Source organism: Rubinisphaera italica, from assembly GCF_007859715.1.
GTDB lineage: Bacteria > Planctomycetota > Planctomycetia > Planctomycetales > Planctomycetaceae > Rubinisphaera > Rubinisphaera italica.
On record NZ_SJPG01000001.1, the window covers coordinates 4,835,080 to 4,855,727 of the forward strand.

The 20,648-nt window shown below is 49.2% G+C and carries 17 protein-coding genes; 6 read left to right on the forward strand and 11 right to left on the reverse strand.

Annotation, left to right across the window (positions count from 1 at the left end):
* Nucleotides 1-5 precede the first annotated feature (5 nt).
* Together atpD and Pan54_RS18285 are read left to right on the forward strand one after the other, a co-directional pair.
* Nucleotides 6-1,454 carry a F0F1 ATP synthase subunit beta gene (gene atpD, locus Pan54_RS18280; RefSeq protein ID WP_146504850.1) on the forward strand — a complete coding sequence of 483 codons (1,449 nt, stop codon included), beginning with the start codon at nucleotides 6-8 and terminating at the stop codon, nucleotides 1,452-1,454.
* Between the two features lie 85 nt (nucleotides 1,455-1,539).
* The gene (locus Pan54_RS18285) at nucleotides 1,540-1,992 is read left to right on the forward strand and encodes a FoF1 ATP synthase subunit delta/epsilon (RefSeq protein WP_165441844.1); all 453 of its coding nucleotides are present in this window, start codon (nucleotides 1,540-1,542) and stop codon (nucleotides 1,990-1,992) included.
* A gap of 97 nt (nucleotides 1,993-2,089) precedes the next feature.
* Here the strand turns inward: Pan54_RS18285 and Pan54_RS18290 are convergent, their stop codons facing one another.
* Together Pan54_RS18290 and Pan54_RS18295 are read right to left on the reverse strand one after the other, a co-directional pair.
* Nucleotides 2,090-2,833 carry a DUF1365 domain-containing protein gene (locus Pan54_RS18290; RefSeq protein ID WP_165441845.1) on the reverse strand — a complete coding sequence of 248 codons (744 nt, stop codon included), beginning with the start codon at nucleotides 2,831-2,833 and terminating at the stop codon, nucleotides 2,090-2,092.
* Nucleotides 2,834-2,905: 72 nt separating this feature from the next.
* Nucleotides 2,906-4,165, reverse strand: coding sequence for an NAD(P)/FAD-dependent oxidoreductase (locus Pan54_RS18295; protein ID WP_261343205.1), 1,260 nt, complete (start codon nucleotides 4,163-4,165; stop codon nucleotides 2,906-2,908).
* A gap of 960 nt (nucleotides 4,166-5,125) precedes the next feature.
* Between Pan54_RS18295 and Pan54_RS18300 the strand changes: the two genes are divergently transcribed.
* Both Pan54_RS18300 and Pan54_RS18305 read left to right on the forward strand, forming a co-directional pair.
* Entirely contained in the window at nucleotides 5,126-6,415 is a 1,290-nt protein-coding gene (locus tag Pan54_RS18300) for a DUF1559 family PulG-like putative transporter (protein WP_146504854.1), read from the forward strand.
* 197 nt (nucleotides 6,416-6,612) lie between these two features.
* Nucleotides 6,613-8,583 carry a tetratricopeptide repeat protein gene (locus Pan54_RS18305; protein ID WP_165441846.1) on the forward strand — a complete coding sequence of 657 codons (1,971 nt, stop codon included), beginning with the start codon at nucleotides 6,613-6,615 and terminating at the stop codon, nucleotides 8,581-8,583.
* A gap of 372 nt (nucleotides 8,584-8,955) precedes the next feature.
* On the opposite strand, the gene Pan54_RS18310 is transcribed toward Pan54_RS18305, so the two are convergent.
* A complete protein-coding gene (locus tag Pan54_RS18310; protein ID WP_146504856.1) occupies nucleotides 8,956-9,159 on the reverse strand; it encodes a carbon storage regulator in 204 nt (67 codons plus the stop codon).
* A gap of 538 nt (nucleotides 9,160-9,697) precedes the next feature.
* On the reverse strand, nucleotides 9,698-10,690 hold the full coding sequence (locus Pan54_RS26135; protein ID WP_207310175.1) for a hypothetical protein: 993 nt from the start codon (nucleotides 10,688-10,690) through the stop codon (nucleotides 9,698-9,700).
* A gap of 276 nt (nucleotides 10,691-10,966) precedes the next feature.
* Between Pan54_RS26135 and Pan54_RS18320 the strand changes: the two genes are divergently transcribed.
* Entirely contained in the window at nucleotides 10,967-11,311 is a 345-nt protein-coding gene (locus tag Pan54_RS18320; RefSeq protein ID WP_146504857.1) for a hypothetical protein, read from the forward strand.
* A gap of 558 nt (nucleotides 11,312-11,869) precedes the next feature.
* On the opposite strand, the gene ilvB is transcribed toward Pan54_RS18320, so the two are convergent.
* Nucleotides 11,870-13,657 carry a biosynthetic-type acetolactate synthase large subunit gene (gene ilvB, locus Pan54_RS18325; protein ID WP_207310176.1) on the reverse strand — a complete coding sequence of 596 codons (1,788 nt, stop codon included), beginning with the start codon at nucleotides 13,655-13,657 and terminating at the stop codon, nucleotides 11,870-11,872.
* Nucleotides 13,658-14,032: 375 nt separating this feature from the next.
* On the opposite strand from ilvB, the gene cobA reads away from it, so the two are divergent.
* Nucleotides 14,033-15,556 (forward strand): uroporphyrinogen-III C-methyltransferase, encoded by a 1,524-nt coding sequence (cobA, locus tag Pan54_RS18330; RefSeq protein WP_146504858.1) that lies wholly within the window; start codon nucleotides 14,033-14,035, stop codon nucleotides 15,554-15,556.
* A gap of 59 nt (nucleotides 15,557-15,615) precedes the next feature.
* Here the strand turns inward: cobA and Pan54_RS18335 are convergent, their stop codons facing one another.
* The 6 genes from Pan54_RS18335 to map form a co-directional block, all read right to left on the reverse strand.
* Nucleotides 15,616-16,305: a bL17 family ribosomal protein gene (locus tag Pan54_RS18335; protein WP_146504859.1), complete on the reverse strand. Its 690-nt coding sequence runs from the start codon at nucleotides 16,303-16,305 to the stop codon at nucleotides 15,616-15,618.
* Between the two features lie 94 nt (nucleotides 16,306-16,399).
* Nucleotides 16,400-17,419, reverse strand: coding sequence for a DNA-directed RNA polymerase subunit alpha (locus Pan54_RS18340; RefSeq protein ID WP_146504860.1), 1,020 nt, complete (start codon nucleotides 17,417-17,419; stop codon nucleotides 16,400-16,402).
* Between the two features lie 130 nt (nucleotides 17,420-17,549).
* The gene (rpsK, locus tag Pan54_RS18345; protein ID WP_146504861.1) at nucleotides 17,550-17,930 is read right to left on the reverse strand and encodes a 30S ribosomal protein S11; all 381 of its coding nucleotides are present in this window, start codon (nucleotides 17,928-17,930) and stop codon (nucleotides 17,550-17,552) included.
* Nucleotides 17,931-18,098: 168 nt separating this feature from the next.
* A complete protein-coding gene (rpsM, locus tag Pan54_RS18350) occupies nucleotides 18,099-18,485 on the reverse strand; it encodes a 30S ribosomal protein S13 (protein WP_146504862.1) in 387 nt (128 codons plus the stop codon).
* Nucleotides 18,486-18,581: 96 nt separating this feature from the next.
* Entirely contained in the window at nucleotides 18,582-18,698 is a 117-nt protein-coding gene (gene rpmJ, locus Pan54_RS18355) for a 50S ribosomal protein L36 (RefSeq protein WP_146504863.1), read from the reverse strand.
* 984 nt (nucleotides 18,699-19,682) lie between these two features.
* Nucleotides 19,683-20,459, reverse strand: coding sequence for a type I methionyl aminopeptidase (gene map / locus Pan54_RS18360; protein WP_146504864.1), 777 nt, complete (start codon nucleotides 20,457-20,459; stop codon nucleotides 19,683-19,685).
* Nucleotides 20,460-20,648 lie beyond the last annotated feature (189 nt).

The window sequence follows — 20,648 nt, forward strand, 5'->3', positions numbered from 1 at the left end:
TTTCCATGTCCACTGCAACTGCACAGAATATCGGCAAGGTGACACAGATTATCGGATCGACATTCGATGCCGAGTTTTCTAACGAGGGTCTCCCCGATATTTACAACGCCCTGAAAATCGATCAGAACGTCAAAGGTGTGCACGTCAAAGTGACCGGCGAAGTTCAGCAGCACCTGGGTGGCGGTCGCGTTCGCTGTGTTGCTCTCGGATCGACCGAGGGCATGGTTCGCGGCATGGATGTCGCCGACACAGGTAGCCCCGTTTCTGTTCCCGTCGGAAAGGGGACTCTGGGACGAGTTTTCAACCTGCTGGGTGAAGAAATTGATGGTCGTGGAGCCGTCGAAACAGAAGAACGCTGGCCAATTCACCGTCAGGCTCCACCACTGGAAGATTTGAGTTCAAAAACAGAACTCTTCGAAACCGGAATCAAAGTGGTCGACCTGCTCACCCCGTTCGTGCGTGGTGGTAAAGCCGGACTGTTCGGAGGAGCCGGGCTCGGCAAAACCGTTATTCTGACAGAGATGATTGCCCGTATCGCTTCCGCTCACGGGGGTTACTCTGTGTTCGCAGGTGTGGGCGAGCGAACTCGTGAAGGAAACGATCTCTGGCTGGAAATGCAGGAAGCCGAAATCGGTAACACGGGCCGTTCCGTTATCGAGCAAACCTGTATGGTCTTCGGGCAGATGAACGAGCCACCGGGAGCCCGTCTGCGTGTCGCTCTTTCTGCACTGACAATGGCCGAGTGGTTCCGAGATACGACTGGTACAGACACCCTGTTGTTCGTCGATAACATTTTCCGCTTCTCTCAGGCTGGTTCTGAAGTGTCCGCTCTTCTCGGACGTATGCCATCAGCTGTGGGTTATCAGCCAACCTTGAGTACCGAACTGGGTGCTCTGCAGGAGCGAATTACTTCCACAAAACGCGGGGCGATCACCTCCGTGCAAGCCGTTTACGTGCCTGCAGACGACCCAACCGACCCTGCTCCAGCGACCGCGTTCTCTCACTTGGATGCGTTCATTTACCTGGAACGAAAGATTTCAGAAAAGGGGATTTACCCCGCTATCGATCCTCTCGCCTCTTCGAGCCGAATTCTGGATCCACAATATGTTGGAGAGCGACATTACACCATCGCTCAACGTGTTCAACAGATTCTGCAACGTTACCGCGAACTGCAGGACATCATCGCGATTCTGGGTGTCGAAGAATTGAGCGAAGAAGACAAACTGATCGTGCACCGTGCTCGCCGTATCGAACGCTTCCTGTCTCAGCCGTTCCTTGTGGCCGAACCGTTTACTGGCAAGCCTGGTAAAATCACTCCGCTGCAGGAAACCCTGGACAGTTTCGAAGAAATCTGCGACGGCAAATGGGATCACCTGCCAGAACAGGCCTTCCTGTATGTCGGTGGTGTTCAGGAAGCAGCCGAGCAGGCTAAGAAAATGCAGGAAAAAGCGTAACCAACAAACATTAATTGACTCAAGCACACATCCAGAGAGATTATTGATCAACTGACTTTGAGCGGAAATCCATCTCAAAGGATGTGTGTTTATTTTTTCAACACCACGGGTCCTGTTAGCCCGAAAGTCTCTCATTATGATCGCCGCCAATACCGTACAACTTGTGGTCGTCACCCCTGAGAAGACCTTGCTCACTCAGGATGCGACTTCGTTGCAGTTTCCTCTGGAAGATGGACAGATCGGAATCCTGCCTGGCCGTGCTCCGGTGGTTGGGCGACTAGGAATTGGCGAACTGGTTGTCATTAACGGTTCTGAAAAAACGAGCTATTTCATCGACGGCGGTTTCGTGCAGGTGAAAGGTGGAGCGGTGACTCTGCTGACCAATCATGCCGAGCCGGTGATCAATCTGAAAGTCAAAGAAGTCGAAGCGGCTTTCAATGAAGCTCTCGAACGACCTGCGACAACAACGACAGCACAAGCTGCCAAGCAACACGACATTGAACGCAATCGCCGCCTGCTGGCAATTTTGAAGCGATAGTTGAGTGTGATGATCAATTATTTAAAGATCGGCAAGAATGAATTCTTGTCGATCTTTTTTTATGCTTGATTAAAATTATTGTGCCAACATGAACATCTCACTCCGGATGAGGCACATACTTCACGCCTTTCGACCACAACTTCAATGCCTGCCAGTGAATTGCGGCATAAACCTTGGCTGTCATGGCCGGGTATTTGATCAGACACTTCGCCAGATTTCCCGCATTGATTTCTTCCCGCTGCAAATTCATTCCCGCTGAAAACAATAGCCCTTCGGAATCGTGATTTGCGATGTTCACGAGTAGCTTCTCGCCAGGCTCCCGAACTTCCCAGCGATATCGCATCTGCATTTCCATAAACGGCGAAACGTGGAATTCTTTTTCGGCCTCCCATTTCTGGATTCCCTGCTCAGTCGATGAATCCCACTTCATCACATAACAATGCTGCTCACCCCAGGGCGTGTTATTCACTTCGGCAATCATCGCCACAGGTTGCTGTTGCAGATTGTAGCAGAAATAGAAGCTGACCGGATTCATCATAAATCCGTAGTACCGCAAATGAGTCAGCAACCGGACAGGCCCCTCCGGTCGAAAGCCAAGCCTCTCTTCGACCAGTTCTCTCGCGTCTTCAAGCAAACTTCCACGCGATGTCCGCAGATGATCCTGACAATAAAAGGAAGCCACATTTCTCCGCTCAGTCGACCAAAGCCAGTAGCGATCGAACACCTTGGGTATTTCTTCAAGATCGAGATACAACATGAACAATCGATATCGAAACGCATTCCGCACCGGTCGTTTGCGAACATGTGAAACCTGACCAACATACAGACAACTCGCAGGCATTGCGGGTTTCTGTCCTATGTGCATTTTGGATTCGCAAACATCAGGTTGATTGATTTCCATCACCGCTTTTCACTAAGGAAGGATCCAGCCAGGATTCAAGCCCCATTGTTGACAGACCGCCATTCCACTGATAACGCCATCTTCATGAAACCCATTCCGCCAGTAAGCGCCGCAATATGAAAGTCCATTTCGGCCAATCATTTCTCCATGCCGTTTTTGAGCCCGTTCACGTTTCGTAGTGAAAACGGGGTGGTCGTATTGATATGTACCCAGGATGAGATCTGGATCAATTTTGTCACTCGAGTTGAGTGTTACGCAGTATGTTTCTTCCAGGTTCAGCGACTGCAAGATATTCATATTGTACGTCAGGGTCGGCACATCGTCATAGTCAGGATACAGAGCATAATTCCAGCTCGCCCAGTTTTTACGTCGTCTTGGAAGAATGGAAATATCTGTATGCAACACAGCCGTGTTTGCGGTGTAAGGCAAATCGGACAGAATTTCACGTTCAATCTCATCAGGTTCCTGAACGATTTTCAATGCCGTATCACTGTGGCATGCCAGTATGACATGGTCATACTTCTCAACTCCCTCGGAAGTCGTCACCAGAAGATGACCCGGATTGCGAACCACAGACTGAACTGGAGTCTTCAAGCGGATGCGATCCATAAATGCTTCAGTGAGTTTCTCCACATATCGATAGGAGCCTCCCCGAATAACCCGCCACATCGGACGATTGGACACCTGAATCAAGCCGTGATTCTGATAAAACTCTGCGACAAATCGAAACGGAAACTCGCCAAATGATTTCACATTACAGGACCAGATCGCTGCCCCCATCGGAAGCAGATGATACTTGATAAACGACTGCGAGTATCGATGTTGTCGGGCGAATTCGGCGACGGTCAACTCGCTACTTGTATGATCAGACTTTACCGTACTCTGCAAATACTCCGCGGCATCTCGATAAAACCGGGTTAGATCCCAAAGCATACGATAAAACCGGGGACGAATTAGATTTCGCTTGTCTGCAATCAAACCACCAAGGGATTCCCCATTATACTCAAAGTCCGTCTCGTGACAGCGGACACTGAAACCCATCCGCGTCTCCTGCGTCTCTACATTCAGTGATTCAATCAATCTGATAAAATTGGGATAAGTCCGTTCGTTATAAACGATGAATCCCGTATCGATCCCAACGGTTCCCCGAGACGTCTCGACATCAATCGTGTGAGTATGACCTCCCACGTAGTCTGCAGCTTCAAAAACCGTAATTTGATGATGCGGCTGTAGAATCTTTGCGCAAGTCAATCCCGAGATTCCAGAGCCCACAATCGCAATATTCAATAGTCCAGTCCCTTACCAGTTTCGAGTCCATTTTATTGTAGACCACTCAATAAATTTCACATCACTCGAAAGCACGAAACCGTTCTGATTCAGGAAAACGGACATACCAATCATTCTGAACTGTTAGATCTGACAGGCTCCTTACTTCAACGAGGCAGAATCGCGGGAGATTAACAGGATCTTAACGTACCGTTGATGCCTTGTTCCTATTTCGGGATACGATACTTAGGAATTGTTCGGGAACTCGTAGAGATTCTCCTATCCCACAACATTCAACAGGAAGCATCCCAACTGATCTTTTTTCAGTTTTTTGAGATCTTCTCGATGACTTCACAAAGCATAAACATACGGAATTTATAAACAAAACATCTCAGACGGTCAGCAGGCGGCTATAAGAATTCACCCTCGAATAGCCGACTGAAAACGAGCGGTTAGCACACCGCCATCAAATGTGCATAGCAGTCCTGGTTGCATTGAATTGGAATCATGCAAGACAGGAAGAGGACCAGCCGACAGAAAACTGAATAAGAAATCTCTGTCAGCGATTAAGGCTTGAATCAAAATTGTGCACAGGTCAGTTCAAAAATTTGGACAATCTTCACAATTCATTCTCTAAGCCTTCTTCTGAGAATATTAGTTTGCAGGGACGCACCAGGCATCCGTTGCCCATTTGAGTACGAGGCAGTTTACTGCCTGTTTCAATGCCGAGCAGGCAACTGCTCACATCAACATCGAACAACTCGTGTAGTAAGGATTACGCTCATCGGTTGCTTCATGTTGGAAAATTTTGTGAGTCGAAATATTTTCGATTTACGCCCGAGTGTTATGGATGATTGCAGGTTATAGAAACCGGTGCAGAGGTCCAGCGCTCAGCTCTATTCTTATACGTTGCCGTGAGGGTCACGGTAGCACACATTGTCACTCTCTAATTGTTGGAGAAACTTAATGAAGACTCGTTCCATGAAGCGTGCCGGCTTCACCCTGATCGAACTGTTGGTCGTCATCGCGATCATCGCCATCCTGGCAGCTCTGCTGCTTCCAGCGGTTCAACGTGCCCGCGAAGCGGCTCGTAGCACACAGTGCAAAAACAACTTGCGTCAGTTCGGAATTTCTATGTACACCTTCGCTGATGCTGACCCGAAAGGTCGACTCTGCACAGGTACCTTCGACTACAACCGAGATGGCTGCCCCGATACTTACGGTTTCGTCGCCGACCTTGTTAACCAGGGTTCCGGTTCTGGTACTGCTTTGCGTTGTCCTTCCAGCCCATTCGGCGTTTCTGAAAAGTTCAATGAACTGCTCGGTGGAGACACTTCAGGAACTGGTAAACTCGGAACAACTCTCGCCTACCGACTGTCTGAAGGTGCCTGTGTCGAATTCACAACTTCCGGTACTGGTGGAGCTTCTTTCTCTGCTGCTCGCGGTGAATACATCGTGCGCAACTTCATTGAAAAGGGATACGCCACAAACTACGCCGCATCTTGGTACCTCGGACGTACTGACATCGCTGGTGTTCCCGGTGACGGAACAGCTGTGATTACAACTGGCTCTGGTGGAACAAACACCTGGTTCCCAGCTGATGGGACCTGCAAAGGCCTGGGCAATGCGATTGGCCCTCTGACAATCGCAAAAATGGACTCTGCTGATCCTCCATCAAGCAACATTCCCCTGCTCGGAGATTCTTCTCCTGGTGACTCTGGTGAAGCGATCCTGACTGTCGAACTCCCAGGATTCGTTTCCTCTGGCGATCGCCTCTGCGAAGCAGCCAACGATGGTCCTGCTAAAATTGATGATTCTGGTCCAGATGTTGACTACCTCGACAATGTTGTTAAAGCATCTGCAGCTGTCAACTGGTATGGTCAGAACGGAACAACTGCTTTGGGCGGCGACACTTACCCTTCACCAAACGATTTCGGATCACTGATTGACGGAAATACTACTCCAGCGGTCTGGAACACCACTTATGGTGGAGACGATGGCCTGCTCTGGTTGCAAGACACTCGTGACTGGTACGCCATTCACAGCGGAAGTGTTAACCTCCTGATGGCTGATGGTTCTGTCAAAACATTCAAAGACCTGGATAATGACCACTTCTTCAACCCAGGTTTCGGCATGATTGGTGGAACAGAAGAAGCTGATGGTTACACTTCAAACCAGATCGAATTGCCTCACTTCGAATGCTTCAATGGAGCTTCTCTGTACACAAGCTTTGTCAATAAAACCAAATTCGAGTAATCGAATCTGATCTTAGCTGACTGTGACGAAACAGCCCGGGAGAGTATCTTACTCTCTCGGGTTTTTGTAGTTTAAAGGCTGGCATCCTGCATCGTCTGCCTGGGGCCTGATTACTCAAATAACTTTTTTTGAGAGTATCCATGCCCTCTCCAATCTGAGAATCAGTTGATTCAACCTGAGACATGCGGAAACCTTCCATGATTCGCTCTTCGCTTCTGGCAATTTTGTTCATCACGACCTGCACACTCATCGTTTACGCAAATGCCTTTTCCGGTGAGTTTTTCCAGGATGACTTCCACACGCTTCTGGGGGACTACTCACTTCACCTCTATCTCTGGCCGCCGAGCAATGTTTTTACAGACAATCTCAATACCCGCGGCTTCACCATGTGGACGTTTGCCGTCAATGATGCCCTGTCTGGCTCAACCGCTTTCAGTTTTCACATCGGAAATGTGCTCATCCACCTTCTGAGCAGCCTGCTGGTTTATTGGGTCGTTCGCCAGAGCATGACTCTTTACTGTGCGCGAAAAAATTCCAAAACTGCTGACCCAACCTCGACTGCAAAGGTGGAGGAGAAATCAGCCTGGACGGCATTGATTGCCTCGGTACTATTCGCAGTACATCCCATTCACATCCAGGCTGTCACTTATCTTTCTCAACGTAGCGAAGCACTGATGGGCTTGCTGTTTCTGGGGACAATCGCGACTTTGATTCAAGCCTATCAAAGTCGCGATCAGATTGAATGGAAATGGTTCTGGCTCACCCTTTCGCTCCTCTGCTGCCTGCTCGGCATGCGATCCAAAGAAGCAATGGTCGTGGCTCCTTTGCTCGTGCTGTGGTACGACCGGATTTTTCTGAATGATAACTGGAAATCTCTCTGCAAAAGCCATGGCTTTTATTATGCCATCCTGTGGTCAACCTTAATTTTCAATAGCAGCTGGCAAGCGATGCTGCCCTCTCTGGATTCACCGACAACCCAATTTTCACAAGCGACCAGCAGTTCGGCAGAGAGTTCCGAAAACTCAATCTCAGTGGCAAACTCCTCAGGCGATTCCAGCCAGGATCTGTTCGTGCAAAGAGGAGCCCGCCTGAGTCGCTGGGAATATTTCCAAACCCAGCCTCCAATAATCCTCACCTATGTCAGGCTCGTTTTTTGGCCGAGTGATCTTTGTTTTGACCGCGGACATCTTCAGCCGCCTGCGCCCTGGATTTTCTGGAGTTGTGCAGGAGTACTGACCGTGGTCTTTCTGCTGTTTTTAGTTGCGATCTTCAAAGCCCCGATCTGGGGATTTCTGGGAGCCTGGTTCTATATCAATCTGGGACCGCGCAGCAGTTTCATTGCCTTGGAGAATCCTTATTTTGAATACCGGATGTATCTGCCAATATTGTCAATACTTATCCCACTGGCACTTGGGCTGTTTTGTCTGGCGGGAAAACTTCAAAACCGAAATCTTTCCCGAGGAACAATATTGTCACTTTTCCTGGTAGTGACTGCAGTCCCATTGATGGCAGTGACACACTTGAGGAACAGGATTTTTTCGGACCCTGTTTTGCTCTGGAGCGATACCGTTGCCAAGGCTCCTGAATGTGGTCGGGCCTACACAAATTTGACGCGGGCGTTGCTACTGACTCATCAACCGGAGGATGAGCTTAAAGCGGTTTCCATCGGAGAAAAAGCGATTCGATTAAACTCTGGTTCGGGGAAGGCGTTTAATATTTATGGCCTGGCTCTACAGCGGACAGGACAAGCAGAAAAAGCGATCGAGCCTTATCAGAAAGCGATCGCCCTGGAGCCTAAGCTGATGCATCCGTATCTGAATCTGGGCAATATTTACAGCAAAACCGATCCCCAAAAAGCTCTGGACTATTATACGGAAGCAATGAAGCTGGCCCCAGACGACCCAGCCGTGCAGACGAATTACGCAACGACCATGTTGTTTAACAACGTAGAGGTCGCGAAAGCAGAACAAATGCTGATTGATCTTGCAGGCAGTCGCCCCACGCATATCGACTCTCGGCTCAACCTCGGCTTGTATTATGCCAATCAGGGCCGGTATCGCGAAGGAATTGGCTGGGGAGAAAAGGTTCTAATCATCAACCCAACGCACCAGTCAGCAATCGAGCTGATCAAATTCTGTCAACAGAAGTTGACCCAGCCGAATCCTTAGCAATCTGAGTAGAGCTCAGAACCGGGCCGCCATGCTCATGCTTGTGTGAGTATGCAAAGTGTGTTGATATTCAATTTGGAAGTCTTGATTTCGAGGGGTTGGACAAGCATAAGTCAGCTGAATTGAATAGAAGTCAATGCTGGTATTTTTTTCTTATGTTGCATTAAGCAAGTCCACGACATGTATGGATATAGCACCCGACGATTAGTGGTAAGGCAAGATCTCAGAGGACTCGCTCTGAGAATGGCACCTTAGCAGATTGAGACATAGTGCTTGATTGTGCGTCCCAGGAATTGCGTCTCAGAAGCCTATGCAATTCCTGGTTGAAATAAGTCTCACCAGAACTTCTCCACGTTGTTATTCCGATTCGAATTAACCGGCAATAGCGGACGAGTCTTTCTGTTCATCATCTCGCTTTTGAGCGTCGGCTTCGCAGAGTTCTTCGCGCAGGATGCTCATGTCACGTGGTGCTTCAATCCCGAGGCGAACTGTGTTGGGACCGATGCGAACAACAGTGATTGCAACATCGTCACCAATACGGATTTTCTCGCCTGACTTCCTTGAGAGTACTAGCATTGCTCTTCCTCCAGCTAACGCCTGATATGGCTATGAATGGTCGAATGGAACGGCTGTCTCCGCTCGTTCAATATCATCAATTTCGTGAACGTACCGTAAGATATTTATCGCCACACGAGATCAACATGATGATATCATCAATTAGATTACAGAATCCCAGATGAAGAATCCAGCAGAAGAATGGGAAAACCGTGTTAATTCGCATGCATGGAATAACCGGAACACTGCGCAATAATAGTGCACAAACACCATGGACAGCTTGCATTATCAGCAAAATAGCCGCCAAGGGAAGATATTGCACAAAAACGCCGCCGCGCACGGCTTCCACGGCCTGCAGTGGCTCGTCAATGCACAGGAAGCAGGCACATGTTGCCGGGAATTCAGCTGCCTACGGTTTAGGCAGCTGAATATGACGTTTATTTTGAGACTCAGGAGAATTATGTAATGAAGCAGTATTCCGGCTTCCAAGTCATTCCGGGAGGCTGGATTATTTCATGCCATCTAGCCTGATCGATTCGAATTCTAATCGCTGCGGAAGCTATCGATTTCGCCACAAAATTGATTCCGGGAGCTGCAGTTCTTCCCAGGAACGATCAATTTGCTTACGGAATCTCGCGGCATCAACCGGATAACCCTTGGTTGGCTTCACCGCTGGACAACGCTCTTTCCAGTATCGATTGAATGCCTCCATACAAAGTTCACGTATATACTTGGCGGCCATGGAAGCGACTGCGACAGGCAGATATCGCTCGCTTTTGACGGAAAATGCCAGCGAAAGAGAGTCGCTCCAATAACGACTTTGCTCCTGGGATTCTTTCTCCGTCAGGAAAAAGCGATCCGGGAAAGCATCCATCAAATACGGAAGATAGCGACTGCGGCCCCCATGCTTGTCAGCCAGAACCTGACAGGCAACAGAGTTCAGGGGAATAAAATCCTTGACCAATGCCAACGAGAGACGGGTCAACACTTCCCCTTTGTTATCGTACTCTTTAATGAGAGCGTTGAATCGCTCAGGACAAACCACATCAACCTGCAACTGTTCGAGCTGGAGTTCACACTTCTGAAACGAACGGTCTACCTTTTTCAGAACTTCTGAACACTCATCCAGCCTGGCCTTCAAGGGGAGTGAAAGCAAACAGGAGTTGTACCAGGGTTGCCTTGAAAATGAAGCCGGCAACCCCTCACCCAGTAACTTGAGAAGCAGAGCCAGGAAGTCTGCAGAATCAGTCAGATTGAGAGAACTCCCCTGGCAGGCGGCCATCAGCGAAAGCACAGATCGCTCCAGCGAAGCAATACCTTTCGTCGATGAATACACCTGCTTGGAGTCCGCAACATGCAGTCTTTTATCTCGACTGACCGGAGCATTTGTTAGTACACCATCTAACTGGGACCACAGATCCTCAACGGTCAATGTTTCAGGCATCGACCAGACTGAGACCGCGATGACAAGTGGACCTAACTTGGGACCGTAGCCGGCTTCATCCATGCCGATAATGATTCGCCTCGAAGAACCAGCCTGGTTTAATACCATATCGTTCTCCTCATACGCAGATCTGATTCATTCATCGCTACAAAAGCCTTGCCGGAACTGGCCACCTTCTTCAATGGCGATCTCATTAATCCGATTATAACGTCCAGCAATATTATTTCAGTCGAATCAATCCTGTCATTCGCAGCGGTAACGCGTTGATTATTCAGAAGCGAAAGTGAAAACTTGTACGTTCCGTTGGCGCATGAACCACAACCTTGCCGATCCTGTCAATTAGAGAAGAAGGGAAACCTGTAAACCAAGGGACCGGTGCTTACGATGATTCTGGATGCGATTATTGAAGCAAGCATTAATTCAGAACTCTGGAGCGAACGATACGAACGTAGCTTCGCTCCACGCTATCTGAACTGGCATCCAATTGTGTTGGAGGAAATCGCTATGAAAGATTTCACGACAGACGAGAACAGCACCACAAGAGAATATCTGGGGATTCACTGCATGACGGAGCTGGATGCAGGCCTGCAGCAGCAAATTCGATATGTCCCGCTTCCCCCAACAGAAACTGGACGTTATCGACGGGACCCAAGGCACACCGAACTCAAAGGCCCTAAGTTTTACCAGAGCACGCCTCAGAAAGTACACACAGAGCTCTATCTCGGTTGAACCCGAGAGAATACTGCTGAAAGGAAAATGCGAAGCCTTTCCGACAGAACACTCTTTAACTGATGACACGAATGTCATTGCCTGATATCAAATCGGCAATGGACTAAATCCAACCGCAAGCTTCATCCTTCGCAAACCTGTTGAAGCTCGCACACAAACGCCCCGCGGTTTTACGCGGGGCGTTTTTTATTTGAAGGTTGTAGGCACATGCGAGGTTGCATTGATCAAGAGATCTTAACCCGAAGCGTCGGTGTGGGGACGACTTCGCATCTGAAATTGAGTCAATACTGAGTTGCAATACTTTCACTTCAAACCAGCCAATATTTTTTCATTGGCTCGTGTTCTACGCGCTATGTGCTTTGCAATAAAGCATATGCGTTTTTGAGACCAGTGTTTAACCGTATTGTTAATCGATAGCCGTCCCCTCGTCGACGCTTCTGGCCAGGATGATTCACAAAAAAAGCCCCGACCAAAACTGGCCGGGACATTAACGATTTCAATTGTCTTGAAGCGAAATCCAAAACCTTCAGCTCTGGACTCAAGCCTCACGACCCTGGACTACTTGATAATAATATCGCGAACAGTTTTTCCGCCCGGAATCATTGGCAGTACATGTTCCTGGTAAGGACAAATGACTTCGAGGAGATAAGGACCATCGTAATTGATCATCTCAGTAATCGCGGCTTCGAGATCTTTCTTTTCACGAACGCGTTGCCCGGCTATGCCGTAACCTTTGGCAATAGTAATGAAGTCGGGATAGATTTCTTCGCCGACAATTCCATCACCATCACCCAGTGCTTCGGGCTTGTGGACTGGCCCCAGATAGGTGTGAGCTCGACGCCCTTCCATAAAGCGGTCCTCCCACTGCACCACCATGCCGAGATGCTGATTATTGAGCAACAGCATTTTGACAGGCAGATCTTCACATACCAGGGTCGCGAGTTCCTGGATATTCATTTGGAAGGAGCCATCGCCATCAATATCGATAACAAGTTCATCCGGATGAGCAGCAGCAACCCCCATGGCTGAAGGCAGGCCGAAACCCATCGTTCCCAATCCTGAGGAGCAGAGCCAGTGCTTAGGCTTGTCGAACTTGAAGTATTGAGCAGACCACATCTGATGCTGGCCAACACCAACGCTCAGATAAGGGCTTCGATCCCGAGTCATCTTCCACAATGTTTCAATCGCATACTGCTGCGGAATTTCGGTATCGTAATCGGCATAGGCTAGTGGGTACTGTTCTTTCCAGCCCTTAATCTTTTTGTGCCATTCCGCAGTGTCTGGAATATCCGAATCCTTCAACGAAGCATTCAGGCTGTGCAGGACCTGCTTAACATCGCCAACAACAGGAATGTGAGCTTCTTTGTTTTTGTGGATCTCGGAAGGGTCGACATCGACATGCACGATTTTACCGTGCTTGGCAAACTCGTCGAGTTTCCCGGTCACGCGATCATCAAACCGAACGCCGAACGCCAGTAACAAGTCGGCTTCATCGATGGCCAGATTGGCATACACGGTGCCGTGCATTCCGAGCATGTGCAGGGAAAGATCGTGAGTTCCCGGAAATGTTCCCAGGCCCATAACAGTCATAGTGACAGGAATTTGTGCCTTCTCGGCAAATTTCAGCAACTCGTCGGCTGCTCCAGATAGAATACAGCCACCACCAACATACAGGATTGGCTTCTTAGAGCGGCGAATCGCGGCAATGATCTGATTGATCTGCTCGGTCGCCACATCGGGCACTTCCGGTTTGTAACCAGGCAAATTCATTGGCGGATCGAAATCAACTTCATCAGCTGGAATCGAATCGAGCTGAACATCTTTCGGGAAGTCAATCAGTACAGGACCGGGCCGGCCGGTACTGGCCACGTGAAAAGCTTCTTTGACGATGCGAGCCACATCATTGATGTTCGTAATCATATAATGATGCTTCGTGATCGCCCGACAAACCTCCACCATCGGCGTTTCCTGGAACGCATCGCTCCCGATGACGCTTTGAGGAACCTGACCCGTAATTGCGATCAGCGGGACGCTATCGAGCTTGGCATCGGCAATGGACGTCACGAGGTTTGTTGCCCCGGGACCACTGGTTGCCATGCAAACGCCGATCTCGTTATCGGTCGAACGGGACACACCTTGAGCCGCAAAAGCCCCACCCTGTTCGTGGCGGGGAAGAATCGTGCGAATTTCATCGCGATACTTCCGTAAAGCCTGATGCAAGGGCATGCTGGCCCCGCCCGGATAGGCGAATACGTATTTGGTCTGCTGGTGAATCAATGCCTGAATCATGATTTCGGCCCCATTCATCTGGGCCTGTTTGGTCGATTTTTCTTCTGCAATTGCCACGATCTTTAACTTTCGATCATTGAACTCTATTCGCCCGTTCATTCCCACAAAAAGAAATGGAACGCCGAACACTTATGTGCGGTTGGATAAGCGTGCGCACCGCGATCGGTGTGCCCTGCAAATGGTAGAGCAATTGTACCCGGAAAAGGTTCAACTATCGAGGCAATAATCCAGAAAACTGGCGTGGAAATCTCAGTTAAAATTATCCAGACCATCAATTCCTATCTGACCCTGAAATTGATCTCCATTTCATTATCAAATCTATTTTCTATTCGACTCCAATCTGTTTCGATCGAACTGCACAACCTTTACAATCGATATTTCTTGCCTTTTATTGACTCAATCCCAGCTATCGCCGACAGGATGTTTTCGCTCATGCCACCAAAGACAGGAAAGGTCTATTTAGTTGGAGGAGGACCAGGGGATCCCGGATTGATTTCGCTCAAAGGATTGGAATGTCTGCGAAAAGCGGATTTCATACTTTATGATGGACTCGTCAATCCACTGCTCCTCAGGCACACCTCTGCTCAAGCCGAGCGAACGGCTCGAGCCGATAGCTCGGGAAAACGGACACTCCAACAGGAACAGATTAATCAGCGACTCATCGAAGAGGCCAAACTCGGCAAAATCGTTGTCCGCCTCAAAGGGGGCGATCCCTATATCTTTGGTCGAGGTAGCGAAGAAGCCGAAGCGTTGGCAGCCGAGAACATAGAGTTTGAAGTTGTCCCCGGAATCACAGCGGCAACTGCAGCTGCTGAGTATGCCGGTTTTTCGCTGACACATCGCGATTACGCCTCAGCAGTCTGTCTGATTACCGGGCACGAAGACCCCACAAAGCCATCGACTGCACTGGATTACAATCTACTCGCAAAGTTTCCCGGCACACTCGTTTTTTACATGGGTCTTCATCGCCTGCCGGAAATCGCAGAGGCATTGATTCGCGAAGGAATGTCAGCCAGTATTCCCGCTGCGATTATTACCAAAGCCTCGACTCCGTTTCAGAGAGTCGTAACCGATGAACTAACCAAGCTCCCCCAACGTGTACTCGAAGAAGAATTGAGCCCCCCTTCTCTGATTATTGTTGGGGAATGCGTTCGGATGCGAGAACGGATTCACTGGTTTGAAAACAAGCCATTACTCGGAAAACGGATCGGTATTACCCGCCCCTCAGGACAAGCCGAGCCACAAATTCAAAAGACGGTTTCTCTTGGTGCCGATCCTGTTTTAATGCCTCTCATTGAAATCACAAAACCGGAAAGCAATGCCGAACTGGATCAAAAAATCCAGTCGCTGAATCACTACGAATGGATTCTTTTCACTTCCGCAAACGGCGTGCAGCACTTTTTTGAACGCGTCTGGGAACTCGGGTTAGACTCCCGACTGCTCTACCGGACTAAAATTGCCTGCATCGGCTCATCAACTGCAGAATCCTTAGGGGCCTACCGACTACGAGCCGACCTCATTCCTGACGATTATTGCTCAGAATCGCTAGCAAAAGCATTAATCCAGACAACTCCTGAGAAGCCCGTCTTATGGGCTCGGGCCAATCGCGGGCGGGACGTCATCTCTGAAGAACTCAAATCAGCGGGGATTCAACTTGATGAAGTCGTCGCTTACCACCATCAGGATACAACAGCGTTTTCAGAACAAACTCAGCTACTGATCGAAACTGGCCAACTCGACTGGATCGGCCTGAGCAGCCCGGCTATTGCCCGCCAACTGGCAAAATTGATACCAGAAAAAGCACGGGAGCATCTCGGAAAGAAAATCAAACTCGCCGCCATCAGCCCCATCACTGCTCAAGCAGCAGAAGGAGCTGGCCTGCCGATAAATGCCATAGCCACCAAGTTCACCTGGGATGGCATCTTCGATGCAATTCAAATTGCAGAAAGACAATAGACGTAAAAAAAGCTCCTGCAAAACAGGAGCTTTTGTATCTTCATCCGAAATCGAGCCGACTACTCGGGCTTCTCTTCCGAACTTTCTTCGGTTGACTCTTCGGATTCAGCTGTCGCCGTTTCTTCAGCCACTGCTTCCTCGCTGGCTGGTTCTTCGGTCTGCTCTTCTGCAACAGCTTCTTCGTCATCTGTCACGACTACAGGAGCTGAACCTTTTGTGGAAACCCGATCGCGAACGCCAACAAACTCAATCAACGCCTGTGGACCAGCGTCACCCAGACGAGGTTTGGCCAGCTTGACGATGCGGGTGTATCCGCCTTGTCGTTCTTCAAATGTTTCAGCCAGATCGCTGAACAGAATATCGACAGCTTCGTTGTCTCGCAGAACCGAATAAGCTTTACGCCGCATGGCCAGGACAGGCGCCTGTGCCTGGTTCCATTCCTGCCAGCCTTCAGACTTCCGCCAGTTGCGCCATTGTTCGGAATTGCGTTCTGCTGAAGTTCCCAGCTCGTCTGCTTTACGCTGTATCGGCAAAGACTTACGAGCCAATGTGATCAGCTTTTCAACCTGCGGGCGAAGTTCTTTTGCCTTGGCAACAGTCGTAATAATACGACCTGCAACTTTTGGTGAACCATATTCTTCCGGATCGGCACGGACAGATCGGATCAGGCTGCATGCCATATTACGGAACATAGCCTTGCGATGAGATGAAGTTCGCCCCAAATGGCGTCCACGTACGCGATGTCTCATGATAATTTAATTCAAAAAAACTGACTGATGCCCTAATGGGCTTGAAATTGATAGTTCACAAGATTGTGACACAAAATCCACTGAGCCAGAGGCTCTAATCTTGTGGAGAAGTCTGACGACGAGGCAGTTTCATGCCCATTCGCAGATTAATGCTGCTGAGACGTTCACGGACTTCGACGAGTGTCGTTTCACCAAAGTTGCGAACCTGCAGCAGTTGATCTTCGTTCTTTGTCACCAGATCGCGAACCGTCACAATCCCTTCTGATTCCAGGCAATTGGTTGCTCGGACAGACAGATTCAGTTCGGCCAGTGACTGATTCAATTTTTCTTCAAGTTCCAGATCGATTGGCGAATGGCCAGTCACTTCGGACATGCCATGCAGGCCGCCTTCTGGAGAAACTTCTGGACCCGGTTCGCGATAGGTAATGAACGGGTTGAGATGCTTTCGCATAATCTTTGAAGACTCAACCAATGCCATTTCCGGTGAAACGGTCCCATTCGACCAAATTTCCAGAATCAGCTTGTCGTAGTTGGTACGCTGACCAACACGAGTTTCTTCAACGGAAAATCGAACGCGTTCAACAGGTGAGTACAAAGCATCCAAAGGGATGACTCCTACTTCCGGATCACGCTCGAAGTGCTCGTTAGCCGGAATGTAACCTCGTCCGTTTTCAATCGTCAATTCCATTGACAACGGAACGTCGTCTGTCATCGTCGCAATGATGAGGTCCTTGTTGTATACCTCAACTTGATCGTCCGTGATGATGTCAGCACCGGTCACAACTCCGCGAGTATGCTTTTCAATCCGAATAATTTTCGGACCAGCAGCATGGCTTTTCACGATCAGTGACTTCAAGTTCAGACAGATATCAGTCACGTCTTCCACGACACCCGGAATGGTCGTAAACTCGTGCTGAGCCCCTTGAATTTTCACTCGTGTAACTGAACTTCCTTCCAAAGAAGAAAGCAGAATTCGTCGTAAGCTGTTACCAATTGTCGAGCCAAAACCTCGCTCGAACGGCTCAGCGGTAAATTTACCGTAAGTGGGTGTCGCGGTCGCCCGGTCAATAACCAGTCGATTCGGCAATTCCAGTCCGCGCCATCGAATTCGCATTCAAATCTCTCCCGATCTCGATTTTATCAGTTCTCAAAACCGCTGGTATCATGCAGAGAAACCATAGCGGAATGTAGGAAGTCAGCTCAAAAAAAATGTCAGCCCCAAAAAAGTCAGACTGACGCATCAATCAGACGCGTCGCTTCTTCGGAGGGCGGCAACCATTATGTGGCAATGGGGTAACATCTTCAATCAGACGAACAGCAATGCCCGGCGTCTGCAAACCAGTGATTGCACTTTCACGGCCTGAACCTGGCCCCTTCACACGGACTTCCATTTCTCGGACGCCAAACTTTTTGGCGCGGTCTGCACAGACTTCTGCCGCTCGCTGAGCAGCAAAAGGTGTACTTTTTCGACTGCCCTTGAACCCGACTGTGCCAGCCGCGGCCCAGCAAAGGACTTCACCATTAGTGTCGGTAATCGTCACCAATGTGTTATTGAATGTCGCCTTAATGTGGGCAATCGCCTTAGTCACATTACGACGGATCTTTTTCTTCTTCTGCTTCGCCACGAACTTCTCCCGACAGATTTGACTGAACTTGACACCCGCCCCATTCCGCGGCTGCCAGAATTATCTCCAACCGGCCCTGCCCAATGACAGACAACCAGTGCTTTTCTCTTTAGGCATTCCCAACGCCAGTCCTCAGCAACAGACAATCTGCTGCAAAGCCAGACGATTTTAGTGTCGCATATCCTTAACACCCTTTTTACCGGCAACCGTCTTACGTACACCTTTGCGAGTACGAGCATTGGTACTGGTTCGTTGACCACGCACAGGCAGCCCGCGACGGTGACGGGACCCACGATAGCACTGAATCTCCCGCAAACGGGCAATGTGCTGCTGAGTCTGACGTCGCAATTGACCTTCGATCACATAATCGGTATCGAGCAGATTGTTCAACTGAGCAATATCATCATCGCTCAAGTCTTTTGCCTTAGTCGTGGGCTCCACACCCATACGACGGCAAATTTCAATCGCAGTATGTCGACCAATCCCGTAAAGATAGGTCAACGAGATATAAAACGCTTTGTTGTTCGGAATATCAACACCCTGAACACGTGGCATAACTCACTCACTTCCATTTGGAAACCCGCAGATCATGCGGAGAAATTGTCTCTGATTGTCAAATGTGGCCAAAACCCACCTCAACTCCGGCCCGCTTTAACCCTGGCGCTGCTTGTGCTTCGGATTCGAAGAACAAATCACATACACACGCCCTTTACGACGGACGACCTTGCAGTTCTCGCAAATTCTCTTAACGCTCGCCCTGACCTTCATGATTCCAACACTTTCGACCTGATATTCCACACTAAATACAACCGGGTAGATCGCTCTACTGGCTGCAGTTCTCTTGACACCTAAAAACCTCCGAAATCACCGAACCCCACTGGAGCCCCTTGAAGTGTGATCCCAAAGCTCAAACCACCTGTTCAAATCAATTAATGCCGTCTGCCTGTAACCCTTCTAAGGGGCTTACTGGAAATTGAAAGCTCTTGCCAGTGATTAGCTTCCAAAAAACACGCACCGATTTTACACCTGCCGGTTTGCATGAGTGATTTCAGGCTTATTTTATTGCACTGAACCCCTCATGAACGAACAGCTTGTCCGTTAACTGCGAGCAAACCGTGACCCTGAAGCCCTGATTCGGCAGACCGTTGAAGTTTGAATCGCGAATTATAGACATCTGAGTTTCACTCTGACAACCCAAACAGCGGACTGAGATCAGGAAAATCGAAATTTGCTGTGCCGAATCACTCCAATCAAGACAATTTCCGGGCGACCTGCTGTCATTTTGAGTTAAATCTGAAGTTTTGCATAACGCCAGATACAAAAATAGCAATTACTAGACCATTTTTAAATGGTCTCTGCAGTCGCATGGACATCAAATATCCTAGAAACGATGCATTTGCTCCTGCTGAACGCTGCAGGTAATTTTTGGATATGCTCGACAGTGCGCCATCGCCTCCGCATCTTAACCCGAAACGTCAGCGAGGGGACGACTAACGATTAGCAATTTGGTTAAACTCTCATCGTCAAATCTTCTATGCCATTTTATGCAAAAAACTGGTCAGCGAGGCGGAACGAGAGATGTTTCTCCACTTCGGGTGGCACTCCGCTTCTGGGTGGCGGGGGGGGGTGTTCCGCTTTAACGGAAGCCCCCGGAAGTTCAACGATCCGGGGGCTTTTCTTCCGGGGCGACCCAGCCAACCGGGTCTGATGATATCCCGGTTTTCATTAGGAACGCGGTATCAATCGCTTGCTTCAGACTTTTTCAAGCCTGGGAGTGAGAATTTCCGGACCGTCTTTCGTCATTGCAATGGTGTGCTCAAAGTGAACACTTGGTAAACCATCTTTCGTCGAGACTGTCCAGTGATCATTCCGTATATACAATTGATTTGTGCCTGCATTGACCATCGGCTCGACGGCAATCACCAGACCTGGCTTCAATTCAAAATCTTTTTCGAGGGTTTCTTTATCGACATAATGCGGCACCTGAGGATCCTCATGCATATCCCGGCCAATGCCGTGGCCAACAAAGTCCTCAACAGAACTGAATCCGTGCTGATCAACAAACTCTTCCATCTGGCGCGCCACTTCGCTCCACCAGCGGCATTTGCCCATTTGCTCGACCGCTAAATCGAGTGTCTGCTCGCCAACCTGCAATAACAACTGTTTTTGCTCATCAACTTGACCAACTGCATAAGTCCAGGCCGAGTCACCGCACCAGCCTTTAACTTTGCAACCGGTATCGACGCTGATGATATCCCCCTCCACCAGTTTCCTGGTGCTGGGAATTCCATGGACGATTTCTTCATTAACGGACATGCAGCACACGGACGGAAACGGAACCGGCCCGGGAACACCTTTGAACAGGGGGATGGCATCTCGCTCAGCAAACAACTGCTCAACCGCCTGGTCGATCTCAGCGGTGCTGATTCCCGGCATGATCATAGAAGAAATTAACTGATGAGCTTCAGAAACGAGGTGCCCCGCTTCTCGCATTTTCTCAATTTCACGACGACTTTTTAATATTATCACTCAGACTATCCCGCTAACAAACAGCACAAAATTATTGAACTCATCAAAGCAGGTTGGGATAGCGAAGCGTAACCCAACCTACAATATCATGAAGACTTGCCTCAGGCCCATTGTTTCATTTCACACAAATAAGAAAAGGGTGAAGGCCAATAATAGCCCTCACCCATTCAAAGTAATACTTACGCAGAC